The 13,396-nt window shown below is 71.2% G+C and carries 13 protein-coding genes and 2 pseudogenes; 7 read left to right on the top strand and 8 right to left on the bottom strand.

Annotated features, from left to right (window positions below):
• Positions 1 to 13 precede the first annotated feature (13 nt).
• Positions 14 to 1,030 (top strand): zinc-dependent alcohol dehydrogenase family protein, encoded by a 1,017-nt coding sequence (locus tag ACFZBP_RS37675; protein WP_383458192.1) that lies wholly within the window; start codon positions 14 to 16, stop codon positions 1,028 to 1,030.
• A gap of 87 nt (positions 1,031 to 1,117) precedes the next feature.
• Positions 1,118 to 1,783, top strand: coding sequence for an SDR family NAD(P)-dependent oxidoreductase (locus ACFZBP_RS37670; protein ID WP_391420259.1), 666 nt, complete (start codon positions 1,118 to 1,120; stop codon positions 1,781 to 1,783).
• A 151-nt stretch (positions 1,784 to 1,934) separates the two neighbouring features.
• Here the strand turns inward: ACFZBP_RS37670 and ACFZBP_RS37665 are convergent, their stop codons facing one another.
• Both ACFZBP_RS37665 and ACFZBP_RS37660 read right to left on the bottom strand, forming a co-directional pair.
• Positions 1,935 to 2,249: an alpha-amylase gene (locus ACFZBP_RS37665; RefSeq protein ID WP_391420257.1), complete on the bottom strand. Its 315-nt coding sequence runs from the start codon at positions 2,247 to 2,249 to the stop codon at positions 1,935 to 1,937.
• 424 nt (positions 2,250 to 2,673) lie between these two features.
• Positions 2,674 to 3,254 (bottom strand): annotated as a pseudogene (locus ACFZBP_RS37660) (sugar phosphate nucleotidyltransferase).
• A 352-nt stretch (positions 3,255 to 3,606) separates the two neighbouring features.
• On the opposite strand from ACFZBP_RS37660, the gene ACFZBP_RS37655 reads away from it, so the two are divergent.
• The 3 genes and pseudogenes from ACFZBP_RS37655 to ACFZBP_RS37645 all read left to right on the top strand — a co-directional run.
• Positions 3,607 to 4,140, top strand: a complete 534-nt coding sequence (locus ACFZBP_RS37655; RefSeq protein ID WP_391420255.1) for a hypothetical protein — start codon at positions 3,607 to 3,609, stop codon at positions 4,138 to 4,140.
• On the top strand, positions 4,137 to 5,057 hold the full coding sequence (locus ACFZBP_RS37650; RefSeq protein ID WP_391420253.1) for a PfkB family carbohydrate kinase: 921 nt from the start codon (positions 4,137 to 4,139) through the stop codon (positions 5,055 to 5,057). The genes ACFZBP_RS37655 and ACFZBP_RS37650 overlap by 4 nt, the downstream gene beginning before the upstream one ends.
• Positions 5,058 to 5,138: 81 nt before the next feature.
• Positions 5,139 to 5,417 (top strand): annotated as a pseudogene (locus tag ACFZBP_RS37645) (SpoIIE family protein phosphatase); the annotation flags it as partial.
• Here ACFZBP_RS37645 and ACFZBP_RS37640 read toward each other — a convergent pair.
• From ACFZBP_RS37640 to ACFZBP_RS37630, 3 genes are all read right to left on the bottom strand, one after another.
• Positions 5,339 to 5,620, bottom strand: a complete 282-nt coding sequence (locus ACFZBP_RS37640) for a hypothetical protein (protein ID WP_391420415.1) — start codon at positions 5,618 to 5,620, stop codon at positions 5,339 to 5,341. The pseudogene ACFZBP_RS37645 and the gene ACFZBP_RS37640 sit on opposite strands and share 79 nt — an antisense overlap.
• Positions 5,621 to 5,694: 74 nt before the next feature.
• Complete coding sequence (locus ACFZBP_RS37635; RefSeq protein WP_391420251.1) at positions 5,695 to 6,504, bottom strand: universal stress protein; 810 nt, start codon at positions 6,502 to 6,504, stop codon at positions 5,695 to 5,697.
• Positions 6,505 to 6,688: 184 nt separating this feature from the next.
• Positions 6,689 to 6,940 carry a hypothetical protein gene (locus tag ACFZBP_RS37630; protein WP_391420249.1) on the bottom strand — a complete coding sequence of 84 codons (252 nt, stop codon included), beginning with the start codon at positions 6,938 to 6,940 and terminating at the stop codon, positions 6,689 to 6,691.
• A 576-nt stretch (positions 6,941 to 7,516) separates the two neighbouring features.
• Here ACFZBP_RS37630 and ACFZBP_RS37625 point away from each other — a divergent pair.
• Positions 7,517 to 8,230 (top strand): VOC family protein, encoded by a 714-nt coding sequence (locus tag ACFZBP_RS37625; protein WP_391420247.1) that lies wholly within the window; start codon positions 7,517 to 7,519, stop codon positions 8,228 to 8,230.
• Between the two features lie 48 nt (positions 8,231 to 8,278).
• Here ACFZBP_RS37625 and ACFZBP_RS37620 read toward each other — a convergent pair whose 3' ends face one another.
• Entirely contained in the window at positions 8,279 to 8,455 is a 177-nt protein-coding gene (locus ACFZBP_RS37620) for a hypothetical protein (protein ID WP_383458215.1), read from the bottom strand.
• 297 nt (positions 8,456 to 8,752) lie between these two features.
• On the opposite strand from ACFZBP_RS37620, the gene ACFZBP_RS37615 reads away from it, so the two are divergent.
• On the top strand, positions 8,753 to 10,393 hold the full coding sequence (locus ACFZBP_RS37615; protein ID WP_391420244.1) for a radical SAM protein: 1,641 nt from the start codon (positions 8,753 to 8,755) through the stop codon (positions 10,391 to 10,393).
• A gap of 61 nt (positions 10,394 to 10,454) precedes the next feature.
• Here the strand turns inward: ACFZBP_RS37615 and ACFZBP_RS37610 are convergent, their stop codons facing one another.
• Positions 10,455 to 11,849 (bottom strand): SufS family cysteine desulfurase, encoded by a 1,395-nt coding sequence (locus ACFZBP_RS37610; protein ID WP_391420242.1) that lies wholly within the window; start codon positions 11,847 to 11,849, stop codon positions 10,455 to 10,457.
• A complete protein-coding gene (locus tag ACFZBP_RS37605) occupies positions 11,836 to 13,227 on the bottom strand; it encodes a family 2B encapsulin nanocompartment shell protein (RefSeq protein ID WP_383458224.1) in 1,392 nt (463 codons plus the stop codon). Before ACFZBP_RS37605 ends, ACFZBP_RS37610 begins: the two co-directional genes overlap by 14 nt.
• Between the last annotated feature and the right edge of the window lie 169 nt (positions 13,228 to 13,396).

Genomic DNA, 13,396 nt, shown 5'->3' with positions numbered 1-13,396 from the left:
AAAGAAGCACCCCATGCGCGGCGCAGTCATCCACGGCCCTGGTGACATCCGATTCGAGGAGCGGGACGACCCGAAGATCCTCAAGCCGACCGACGCGATCATCAGGACCGTCGTCACCTGCGTGTGCGGCTCGGACCTCTGGGCCTACCGCGGCACCGATCCCGTCACCGAGCCGACGCCGATGGGCCACGAGTACGTCGGCATCGTCGAGGAGGTCGGCAGCGAGGTCACGAACGTCAGGCCGGGCCAGTTCGTCATCGGCTCCTTCGCCACCTCCGACAACACCTGCCCCAACTGCCTGGCGGGTTACCAGTCCTCCTGCGTGCACCGCGAGTTCATGTCCACCTGCCAGGCCGAGTACGTCCGCATCCCCAACGCCCACGGCACCCTCGTCGCCACCGACGACACGCCGGCCGCTGAGTTCCTCCCCAGCCTGCTGACCCTCTCCGACGTGATGGGCACCGGCTGGTACGCCGCCAAGGCCGCCGAGGTGCGCCCCGGCTCCACCGCCGTCGTCGTGGGGGACGGCGCGGTCGGCCTGTGCGGCGTCCTCGCCGCCAAGGAACTCGGCGCCGAACGCATCATCGCCATGTCCCGCCACGAGAGCCGTCAGAAGCTGGCGCGCGAGTTCGGCGCCACCGACATCGTCACCGAACGCGGCGAGGAAGGCATCGCCCGCGTGAAGGAGCTGACGAACGGCGTCGGCGCGGACAGCGTGCTGGAGTGCGTGGGCACCGCCCAGTCCATGCAGCAGGCGCTGCACTCCACCCGCCCCGGTGGCAACGTCGGCTTCGTCGGCGTCCCGCATGACGTGGCCGTCGACGGCCAGGAGCTGTTCTTCTCCCACGTCGGCCTGCGCGGCGGCCCCGCCCCGGTCCGCGGCTACCTGCCCGACCTCATCGACCGCGTCCTCACCGGCAGGATCAACCCCGGCAGGGTCTTCGACCTCACCCTGCCCCTGGACCAGATCGCCGAGGGCTACAAGGCCATGGACGAACGCCGCGCCATCAAGACCCTCCTCACCCCCTGACCCACCACGCCACCCTCACCGGGACCGGACCCCGCGCCGCCCGGCCCCGGCGTACGGCACGGCCCCCACCCCGCACAAGGACTCACCGTGACCACCTTCGCCCTCATCGGCGCCGGCCCCGGCCTCGGGCTCGCCACCGCCCGCCGCTTCGGCACCGCCGGCCACACCGTCGCCCTCATCTCACGCAGCACCGACACCCTGGACGCCCTCACGGCCGAGCTGGCCCGCGACGGCGTGGAGGCCAGCGGCTTCGCCGCCGACGTCCTCGACCGCGAGTCGCTGACGGCGGCCCTGCGCGCCGCCGCCGACATGCTCGGTCCCGTCGAGGTCCTGCAGTACAGCCCGGTGCCCCGGGCCGACTTCATGAAGCAGGTCCTCGACACGAACGCCGACGACGTCGACGCCCCGCTCGCCTTCTCCGTCAAGGGCCCCGTCACGGCCGTGCACGCCGTCCTGCCCGGCATGCGCGAACTCGGCCGCGGCACCGTGCTGTTCGTCAACGGCGGCAGCGCCGTACGCCCCAACCCGAACGTCGCCGGCACCTCGATCGCCTTCGCCGGCGAGAGCGCGTACGCCCGCATGCTGCACGACGTGCTCGCCCCGGAGAACATCCACGTCGCCCAGCTGATCGTCCCCGGAGCCATCCGGCCCGACGCCGAACACAGCAGCCCCGAGGCCCTGGCCCGGCGCCTGTACGAGATCCACGGCGAGCGTGACGGTTTCCGCCACTACTCCGAGCCCCTCCCCGACTGAACGGTGCGGCGCCCCTGATATCGGCCACCGCACTGCTGCTCGCCGCGACCCGCGTGCACGGAGGCGACGCGCCCGTCGTCGTCCCCCGCATCCCCCTCCGCCTCGGCGCCCTCGGTACGGGAAACGCCGTCCAGGACCTGCAGTGCGTGGTTCAGACACCGCCCTCGCTGTCGCACAGGACAGCGCCCAGCACGTCGTTGCCCTGCGTGCCCCGCCCCGGGAAGGTGATCAGGGCGCCGGGAGCCGCCGTGCGGCAGGGAACCTCGGTTCCGTCCAGATAGACGACTCTCAGGGTGTAGGTACTGGAGCAGTCGTTGCTGGCGAAGGTGTAGCGCCAGTCCACGGTGAGGTGCACGCAGTCGGGCGCCGCGGTCGGGTCGGGGGCCGCCTGGGGAGCGGCGGAGGCCGCGGTGTCGGCCGTTGTCGCGCACAGGGCCACTGCCAAGGCTATGAAAGTTGAACGCATGACCTGCTTCATCGGGCTTGGTCCCTTCACTTCATGAACATGTGTGCTCAGAGTAGGAGGCGGTGAGGGAACTGTGAAAAGTTTTGCGGCAAGTTTCGCAAAATCATGGAACTGCTTTCACCGCTCGATGTCCGGCCCCAGCTGCCGTGAACACCCAGGTCAGGTCGACCGTCCCAGGGCTGACTGCATCCGTCGGCCCCGGCCGGACGATCGGGTGCCCGCGGGCCGGTGCGGCCGCGCGCACCGCGACAGAGCAGGACTGACACCTGCCACCAGAACGCCGTCGCCGTCGACCGACGAAGACGCCGACGCGACCGAAACTGAGCGCTTCTGCCGACCGGTGGCGTCCGCGCGGGCGTGGTGGGCGTGGTGGGCGCGAGGACGGCCGACCAGCCCGATCCGCCGGTGACGGGGATCTGTGCGTTCATGACGGAGATACACCTTGCTGTGGTCGCCGATCACCAGGCGGTGGACCCGCGGGAGACGGGGTGCCGGACCTACGACGGCGCCCCGGCCCATGGGGGAGCCTTTCGATGCGTGCCCCCCTCCACCAGGGCCCGGGCAGCAGCACCGAGTACTCCACGGCGCTGTCCTCGATGAGCGCGAGGGCGCTGTGGGGGCTGTCGGGCTTCTCCTCCAGACGGAGCACGTTCCCCTCGGGGCCGACCTGTGCGACCCCGAAGGCGGACGAGTCGGCGACCGGCCTGAGCAGTAGCCGGGCCGCCGCCGGAGCCGCCGCCGCGTGCCGGACGAAGTCGGTGACCTCTGCTGGAGGTAGTTGTCCCCGAGGTACAACAGGAAGTCCTCGTCGCCCAGGAAGTCCCGGGCGACGAGCACCGCGTGGGCGAGGCCGTGCGGGCGGGGCTGCTCCAGGTACGTGAGGTGCAACCCGAACCCGGTGCCGTCACCGGTCAGTTCACGGATGTCCCGGGTGTGGGCGCCGACCACGATGTCGACCTCGTGGATGCCGGCCGCGGCCAGTGACTCCAGGGCGTAGAACAGCACGGGTTCGTTGGCGACGGGGAGCAGTTGTTTGGCGCCGGTGTGGGTGAAGGGGGGTGAGGCTTGGGTGCCGCCGCGAGCACCCCGACTCAATCAGAGCCCGACAAACCTCGCAAGCATCTTCTGAAACATTCCGCAAAATATTGCAAACCGATCCGGTCCGGTGTTTGACTCGGCGCCGAGCCGCCAGCGGGGGTGTGCCACACCGGAGTTCGCCGACGGGCGCACCCGGGTGAACGCTGTCGGCCAGACGAACGGGGAGCAGTGACAGGTATCCGGCAGACACGGCAACGGACCCGACAGACACAGCAACGGACCCGACATACACAGCAACTGGCCCGGCACCAGCGACCTGGTGTTCGCCGCGTTCCGCGTCCTCGACGCCGAGGTGCTCCACCGCTACCTGGAGAAACTGAACGGCACCGACTGGCAGCACGACATCGGCCGGGACGTCATCCCGGCGATGCTCGCGGCCCGCGAGCACATCCGCGGCCACGAGGTGTCCGGCCACTGGGAGGACATCGGCACCGTCGAGCGCTACCACCGGCCCCATCTGACGCTCGCCGCCGCCGGACCGCGGGCGGCGCTCCCGGTCGAGCGGATGCCCCGCACCATCCGGCCCGAGGTGGACCGCGGCTGGGTGGCCGACGCCTGTGGGGTGGTCGCGTCGTTGGTCCCGGCGGACCTCGTCGACGAAGGCCGCGTGGAGCACAGCGTGCTGTTCCCCGGCGTACGCGTCGGGGCGGGCGCACGGGTCCGGCGCAGCGTGGTGCTGCCCGGCGCCGGTGATCCGCCCCGGTCAGGACATCGACTCGCGGTGGTCCTGGAGAACGGACATGTGCAGCGGGTCGAGGACACCGCGGCCATCATGGAAGGAACCCGAACATGAGCATGCCCCACTACGACGTCCTGGTGGTCGGCGGAGCCGGTGTCGACACCGTCGTACGCGTCGACGAGCTGCGCGTCCCGCCCGGCGACTCGCTGCAGGTGCCCCCGGTGTACGACTACGTGGCCCACACCGGCAACGGAGTCGCGCTCGGCTGGCACGCCCTCGGCCTGACCACGAAGTTCATCGACTTCCTCGGCGACGACCCGCAGGGCCGCGAGGTCCTCGCCGCGTACGCCCGGTACGGACTCGACTTCAGCCACGTGGTGTCCCCGCACGGCACGCCGCGCGGCGTCAACCTGGTCGACGCGCGGGGCCGCCGTTTCTCCTTCCACGACTCCCGGCACCCGGCGGACCTCCGCCTGCCCAGCGACTTCTACCTGCCGCACCTGGAGCGGGCACGCCACGTCCACCTCTCGATCATCGGGCACAACCGCGACCTCTACGAGGACATCCACCGGCTGGGCCTGACCAGCTCCACCGACCTGCACGACTGGGACGGCGTCAACCCGCACCACCGGACCTACGCGCTCTCCTCCGACTACGTCTTCCTGAGCGCCGCGGCCATCCACGACCGGCTCGACGAGGTCCTGCACGGCATCCTCGACGAGGGCAGGGCCCGGTTCGTCGTCGCCACGGACGGGGCCGACGGCTGCCATCTGCTGGTGCGCGGCGAGGCGAAGGTGCGGCACTTCCCCGCGGTGCGGCCCGAACGGCCGGTGGTCGACAGCAACGGCGCCGGCGACGCCTTCGTCACCGCCTTCCTGCACGCCCTCTTCGAAGGCCGGCCGCTGGACGAGTGCGTCCTGGCCGGGTCCGTCTCGGGAGCGTTCGCCTGTGCCAGTGCCGGCACCCACACCGAGTTCATCGACCTGCCGGGCCTGCGCGCGGCCTGCGCCCGCGCGAGCACGGCGGAGTAGGGAGCGCCCCAGGTGCACATCACCGCCTTCTCCTTCGAATGCGGGGGCGCGACGGCAGATGACCGAGGCGTCGGCCACGACATGAGCGTGGCCGCGGCCATGGCCCGGACCCGCGGCATGCTGCGCGCCCTGCTGTTCGACCGGCTCACCCCGCCCAGCAGCGTGCTCACCCAGCTCGACCGCGCCCGGCACGCCATCATCGATCTGCCCGTCACCGCGGCCTGCCGCGCCCGCGTCGAACCCGCCGACGACGGCTGGCGGCTGCACTGGAGCACGGCCGGTCATCCGCCCCCGCAGCTGATCGACCCCGACCGGCACACGGAGTATCTCGACGCCGAGCCTGGCCTGCCGCTCGCGGTCGACCCCGACCAGGACCGCCCCGACCACGTCCGCCCCGTGCCCCCCGAGGCCACCGTGCTCTCACCGACGGCCTGGTCGAACACTCCGAGCGCCCGATCGACCAGGGCCTGGCCGAGCTGGCGGAACTCGCCGCCGACCACGCACATCTGCCGCTGGACGACTTCGTACGACGCCTCGCCGACCACCACCCCAGCGACGGCCACGACGACATCGCCCTCCTGGCCCCGCGCACCCCGCCCCACTGAGACCGGTCAGGGGTGTGGCGACGCCGGGCCGGTCACTCCTTGCCGCGGACGACCGTCACCGGGCAGTGCGCGTGATGCAGCACCGCCTGGCTCACCGAGCCCAGGAGCAGTCCGGCGAAGCCGCCGCGCCCTCGGGCGCCGACGACCATCAACTGGGCGTTCCTGCTCGCCTCGATCAGCGTCTCGCGGGGTTCGCCGCTCAGTACTTCCCGCCTGACCACGACGTCCGGATACCTCTCCGTGAACCCGGTGAGCGCCTCGGCCAGCAGCCGCTCCGCGCTCTCCACGCCGGTGCCGGGCGCCGCGTAGTCCGGCAGCCAGGCGTGCACGGCGAGGATCTCCGCCGTGCGCAACGCCGCCTCGGCGAAGGCGAACTCCACCGCCATCCCGCCCATGGGGGAGCCGTCGACGGCCAGCACGATGGGCCCGGTGCCCGTCGGCTCCTCGCGGACCACCATGACCGGACACTCGGTGTGGGCGGCCAGGGACACCGCCGTCGAGCCCAGCAGCATGCCGACGAAACCGCCGGCACCCCGTGCGCCGACGACCACCAGGTCAGCGGCCCGCGACTCGGCGCCCAGCACCTCCACCACGCCGCCCGCCACCACCGCGTCGGTGACCTCGAGCCCGGGCGCGACCTCACGGGCGTGATCCGCCGCCTCACTCGCCAACCGGTCGAGCGGCGCGGTATCCAGCTGTGCGTACATCGGCCTGCCCGGCCGGCTGAAGGCATGCACCACATGCAGCCTCGCGCCCCGCCACCGGGACTCCATGGCGGCCGCTTCCACCGCGGTCCGACACGACGCCGAGCCGTCCACTCCGACGACCACGAGCTTCCCCACGGAACCTCCTCCAGCGCCGGAGCACGACCCCCACGCCTGTCCAAGGATCACTCCGGCGACAGGTTGCTGCCACCCGACCAGGAGACGGCCGTCCGCGGCAGCCGAGACAGAACAGAGGACTGCCCCCGCCCCGCACCGAGAGCATCACGGTGCGGGGTCAGGGAATGAAACGTCGGCCCTGTCCTCAGAAGCCGGAGGCCTCGTCGAAGACCGAGCCGGACTGGCCGAAGCCCGAGGCGTCCTCGCCGAAACCGGACGCGCCCTGGTCGTCACCGGAGTCGCTCTGGCCGAAGCTGGGGGCGGCCGGGGAACTGGTCCCGGCCTCGACTCCGAAACCGCCCGTCTCGTCGTGCTCGTCGGCGAGGGCCTGGCCCGCGCCCCCGAGCAGAAGGGTCCCGGCGAACGCGATGGCGGCCAGCACGGTACGTGTACGCATAAGCGTCTCCTTCGGTAGGTGTGTGCTCGCCAGAGGTCTGCCGCCTGCCCGCGGGCGGCAGACGCCGAGGTGCGGACAAACACCCGAACAGGGGGCGCACATGGCACTACCGGCGGCGAGGGGAGGGCTCCGTGGGCCGGCGTCCACCTCCGCTCCATGGCCGACCCCGGCGGAGTTCGAGCGGCGGATGGAGACCCTGGTCGAGGAGACCAAGTCCACCCCGACCGCGCCCGGCACCACCCCGAGGCCCTCGTCCGGGGGGCGGCGGCTCCGTGTCCGAGGTCCGCAGCTGGAGGTGACCGCACGGCACGGACGCCGGTCGGGCGGGTCGTGGGGCGGGCGTCAACCGGGTGTCGAACAGCCCTGGCAGGCCAACCTGCCGCGGCCGATCCGAGGCGCGGCGGACGCGCTCACCGGCCGGTGCTCGCCCCACGAGGACGACCTCGCGTGGCTCGTCGCGGCCGGGAAAATACTCGGCTGCGACCGAGGGCGACCTACTCATAGGATTCTCGTTCGAGGCGCTGACCCGGCGCCCTGCCGATAACCGGCACTCGACGACCGAGGACGCGTGGCGCAATGAGCAGCCGACTCTTCGCAATCTCCTTCGACGCGCACCACCCCGAGCGCCTGGCGCGGTTCTGGTCGGGCGTCCTGGGTCTGGAGAAGGCCGAGGACTCCGACGAGGGTGTCACCCTGCTGTCCGGGAACGACGCCGGCTACCGCCTCGGCTTCCGTACCTCGCAGGCGCGGAAAGTCGCCCAGAACCGGCTGCACTTCGACCTGACCAGCTCCTCCGCCCGGGACCAGCGGGAGACCGTGGCCAGGGCGCTCGACCTCGGCGCGCGGCACGCCGACGTCGGCCAGGGACCGGACGCCTCCCATGTGGTGCTGGCCGACCCCGAGGGCAACGAGTTCTGTGTCATCGCGTCGGGGAACAACTTCCTCGCCGGCTGCGGCTTCCTCGGAGCGCTCGCCTGCGACGGCTCCCAGGCCGTGGGCTACTTCTGGAGCGAGGCGCTGGGTTGGCCGCTGGTCTGGGACCAGGACGAGGAGACCGCGATCCAGTCGCCGAACGGCGGTACGAAGATCACGTGGGGCGGTCCGCCGCTGATGCCGGACCCCGGCAAGGACCTGCACTTCGACCTCGCGCCAGACATCGATCAGCAGGCGGAGGTCGAGCGCCTCGTCTCCCTCGGGGCCAAGCGCCTGGACTCCGCTCACGCCCCGGACGGCGCGGCGCTGCTGGCCGACCCCGACGGCAACGAGTTCCGCGTGCTCAGCCGCCGTTGAGGGACGTGTGGCGTCCGCACCGTCCCCGTCCGTGCCGCTGACGGCCCTTCAGTCGTCGCCCCGGACGATGTTGTCCTCCGCCCCGTCCCTGGGCTGACCGCCGTCCCCGTCCGCCGCCATCGCCCGTATGCAGGTCCGGATCTCGCGTCCACGCAGGCGGCGGGCCCTCGCCCATCCCGTCTCGGGCCGACGTACGGTGCTCGCCTTCCTGACCTGCGTAGTCATGGCGTTTCATCTTCCTTCTGATCCGGACCCACGGTTCGGCCCGTACGGCTCGTACGGCTCTGCTGTCACCCACATGAGTGATGCCAGCCGAGTCCCCGCTCACGGCAGTCAGAAACCCGCGGCGCCGGAATGGGACGTCCACTCTCCCCTTTTGATGAGCGTTAAATATCTTGGGCATACGGTTGCCGTTGTTTTGCCACCCCTCGCTTCAGTCCAACTCCCCCTGAGCGCAAGGTAGTACGGGCGCCCGTTCACCTCTCCTGCTCTTTCCCACGCCACCGCATCGAGGAAAGCCGCATGAACGTACTCCTGATCTCAGGACTCGGACCCGAGTACCCCAACCACTCCCTCCTGGCAGGCTCCACCTTCGAGGCCCTGACGGACCCCGGACGCTTCCCCGACCGCGCGAGGGAGATCTCCGACCTCACCTCGCTGCACACCGACGCGAACGGCGTACGACTGCCCCTGCTGCGGCCGCGCACGGGCGCGAGCGGGATCCGCGCGGTCTCCTCGGTGCGGCTCCAGCACGTCGAGAAGGACGACGAGACGGCGACCGCGCCGCATCTCACCACGTTCACCGTCCGCGCCATCCTGGAGGCCGCGGGCATCGACCACGACCACTTCCCGGCCGAGGGCATCTGGAACGGTTCCCCCGCCGACCCGTCGTCCGGTTCCTACGACGTCGTCCTGCTGTCGACGACGTTCATCTGGGACCGGGCCACGATGGCCAAGGCCGTCGCGTGGATCGAGGAACGGTTCCCCACGGCGACCCTCGTCCTCGGCGGCCAGTACAGCAACCTGAAGTTCCAGCAGATCCTCGACGCCCATCCGTTCGTCCGCTACGTCGTCCGCGGCGACGCCGAGCCGGCCCTGACCCCCCTCCTCGACGCCCTGCGCCGGCGCGAGTCGGTGGCCGGCATACCCAACCTGGTCTGGCGCGACGAGGACACCGGACGGATCCGCCTGACCGGCGTCCACTACGCCGACCTGGAAGCGCTGCCCTCGCCCGCCCCGTCGGGAAGGTTCCCCGTCATCCCGTACGAGTCGATGCGCGGCTGCCCCTTCACCTGCAAGTACTGCTCGTTCCCCGCCGCGTCCCCGAAGTGGCGCTACAAGTCGGCACAGAAGATAGCCGGTGACTTCGCCCGCTACCGGGACGAGCACGGGGCGCAGTACATCAAGGCACTGGACTCCACCTTCACCGTGCCGCCCACCCGCCTGCGGGCCCTGTTACCCCTGCTGCGGGACACCGGCGTCGCCTGGGAGGCGTACACACGGGCCAACTCCCTGCGCGACCAGGCGGTCGTCGACGCACTGGAGGAGGCTCACTGCCGGGCGCTGGCCATCGGGTTCGAGTCGATGAACGACACCACGCTGACGTACATGAACAAGAAGGTGAAGGCACACGCCAACCGCACCGCCTTCGAACTGCTCTCCCGCAGCTCCCTCCACTACTTCGTGTCCTTCATCGTCGGCTACCCCGGCGAGAGCCCCGACCTCTTCGAGGACACGAGGTCCTTCCTGGTCAACGAGTACTCCGGCCCGTTCGCCCTCTACGTCTTCATGCTCAACGACGAGACGATGCCGGTCTGGCGGGACGCCGAGCGCTTCGAGCTGAAGGTCCACGACGCCGACGGCGACGCCGAGCACTGGTCGCACACGGGCATGGACAGCGCCACCGCCCGCCGACTCCAACTGGAGACCCTGCGCGAGGTCCGCTGGAAGAACGACCGCGCCATCCAGCGCACCTGGCAGCGTGACTACGAACTCCCGCTCCTACCGGACCGCTCCGCCGCCGAGAACTCCACCATCGAAAAACTCGTCGACCGCCTCGGCATGGCCACCGCCGACTCCCCGACCCCGACGACAGCGGCCACCCGCCGAGCGGACGTCCTCGAACAATTGAGGCTCCACGGGGTGACGTCGGCCGGGGTGTGACGGAAGGGGGTCCGCCCGGCCCGTTCCGGACGGGCGGACCCCGTGGGGGCTCCTCCCGTCGTCAGGTGGTCTGTTGCAGTCTGCGCAAGGACGCGACCAGTTGGTCCACTTCGTCGGAGGTGTTGTAGAGGGCCAGGGAGGCGCGGGCTGCCGAGGTCAGGCCGTAGTGGGCGAGGGATGGTTGGGCGCAGTGGTGGCCGGCGCGGACGGCGATGCCGTCGTGGTCGAGCCAGTCGGCGACGGTAGTGGGGTCCTGGCCCGCGAGGGTGAAGGTGAGGACGGCGATGCGGTCGGGGGCCGAGCCGATCAGGTCCAGGCCGGGGACCGTGGCGAGGGCCTGGAGTGCGTAGGCCATCAGGTCTTCCTCGTAGGAGGCGACGGCCTCCCGGTCCAGGGCCGTCAGCCAGTTCAGGGCGGCGAGCAGGCCGATGACTCCGGAGATGTGCCCGGTGCCGGCCTCCATCCGGTGCGGGGTCGGCGCGAACGTGGTGTGCCCGAAGTCCACGGACTCGATCATGTTGCCGCCGCCCTGCCACGGCGCCAGGCCGGAGACGAGATCCGGCCGCACGTAGAGGGCGCCGATGCCGGTCGGCGCGAACAGTTTGTGGCCGGAGAAGGCGTAGAAGTCGGCGTCCAAGTCCTGTACGTCGACGGGGAAATGGGCGACGGCCTGAGCGCCGTCCACCAGGACCCTGGCGCCGTAGCGGTGGGCCAGCGCCGTCATCTCCTTGACGGGCGGGACGGTGCCGAGGACGTTCGACGCGTGGCTGATCGCGACCAGCTGGGTGCGGGAGGAGAGCAGATCGGCGTACGCGTGCTGGTCGATCTCCCCGTCGGGTGTGAGCGGGACCGGCACGACCCGGGCCCTCGTCTCCCTGGCGATCATCTGCCACGGGACGATGTCCGAGTGGTGTTCGAGGACGGGGACGAGGATGTCGTCCCCGGGGCCGAGGTTGGCCCGGCCCCAGCTCTGCGCGACGAGGTTGACCGCCTCCGTGGTGCCGCGCACGAAGACGATGCCGTCCGGGCTCGACGCGCCGAGGAAGTCGGCGACCGCCGCCCGGCCCGCCTCGTACGCCTCGGTCGCCTCGCGGGCCATGGTGTGCGCCCCGCGGTGGATGTTGGAGTTGGCCGCGCCGTAGTACGCGGCCAGCGCCTCGATGACCTGGCGGGGTTTCTGGGTGGTGGCCGCGTTGTCGAGCCAGACGAGCGGGTGGCCGTTGACGGTCCGGTGCAGGATCGGGAAGTCGTGGCGGACCGACTCGGCGGTGAAGGCGACCGGTTGGCGGGGGAGTGCGGCGGCGGTGTCCGGGGGGCGCATGGCCGACGGTGGCGCGGGCGGGGTGAGGCCGGGGACGGACGGCGTCCGGGGCACGCCCGGGGAGTCGGTGCCCGGCATGGGCGGCGCCGGGACGACGGAACCCGTCGACCGGGCCGTAACGTCAGGCGTAGTCATGGTACTTGGCCACCTCGACGTTCTGGAGCACGGCGATGGCGTCGTCCACCAGCACGGCGGTGTTGAAGTAGGCCGTCATCAGATAGGACGTGATGCCCTTGTGGTCCATGCCCATGTTCCGCATGGACAGGCCCGGTTCGATCTCGTCCGGCACGGCGGCCGGGCGCAGTCCCACGACACCCTGCTCGGCCTCACCGGTCCGGATCAGCAGGATCTCCGTCGTACCGGCGGCCTCGCCCGAGCCGTTCGGGCACGGCACCTTGTCGGAGGGCAGGAGCGGTACGCCCCGCCAGGTCAACAGCGGGCTGCCGAACCGGCTGTCCGTCACCGGGGGCACCCCGCGCCGCGTACACTCCCGGCCGAACGCGGCGATGGCCCGCGGGTGCGCGACGAAGCAGGCGGGCTGCTTCCACACCCTGGCGAGCAGCTCGTCCAGGTCGTCCGGGGTGGGGGCGCCGGTCCGGGTCTGCACGCGCTGACCTGCCGGGACGTTGTGGAGCAGGCCGAAGCCGGGGTGGTTGAGCATCAGGTTCTCCTGGCGCTCGCGCAGGGCCTGGACGGTCAGGTTGGCCTGGGTCCGCGTCTGGTCCATCGGCCCGTTGTAGAGGTCGGCGACACGGGAGTGCACCATCATCCGCGTCTGGGCGAGCGTCATGTGGTACTCGCGCGGCGCGTCCTCGTAGTCGACGTAGGTGCTCGGCAGGTCGACCTCGCCCACATGACCGCCGCTCAGGTCGATGGGTGCCTCGGTGCCGGGCGCGGGCATGCCGCCGGCGGTGTACGACTGCACCGCGCCGCGCAGCGCCTCGTCGCGCTCCATGAGCCGGGCCAGCGCGGAACGCTCGACGCGCAGGGCGACACCGGGGGTGACGGCCTTCACGGCGTACGGCATGGGCTCGTCCCGGGTCCACGCCGCCAGGTCGAAGTACTGGCCGTCGCCGACTACCTGGATCAGTGCCTCGTCGCCGTACCGCCCGGCCGCGCGCTTCTCGGCGCGGCCCCGGACGATCACCCACAGATGCTCGGCGGGGTCGCCCTCCTGGACGAGCACCTGCCCGGCCTCGAAGCTCATCTCGGTGAAGGCGTCGGCCAGTTGGCCCAGGAGCGCGTCATCGGACTCACGCAGATACGGGATCTCACGTAAGTCGCCCTGGACGACCCGGGGACTTCCGTCGTCGCTGTGGCTGCTGACGCGGTCGTCGCCCAGGACGTAGGTGCGGCGCCGGTTGACGCGGTACACACCGGATTCGACATCGACCCACGGCAGGGCGCGCAGCAGATAGCGCGGGGTGATCCCGCGCATCTGCGGGGTCGTCTTCGTGGTCGTCGCGAGCTGCCGAGCGGCCTCGGGGCTGAGGCTGATGCGGTCGGTCGTCACGGGGGGCCTCCTCGAGTGGACTGTGCCGGGAGCGGACTTCCGCAGGAGCGAGCCCGATCGTGCGCCTGACGACAGGGCCCCACAAGATGCATGGGCCACCGCTCGGCGGGCCACGGGCTGAAAAGGCTCTGCTCGGGGGAGCGCGTGGTGGTGGTCAGTGGCCCTGCGG

This window comes from Streptomyces sp. NPDC008086, from assembly GCF_042957325.1.
Classification (GTDB): domain Bacteria; phylum Actinomycetota; class Actinomycetes; order Streptomycetales; family Streptomycetaceae; genus Streptomyces.
This window is presented reverse-complemented; position numbering and strand designations above follow the sequence as displayed.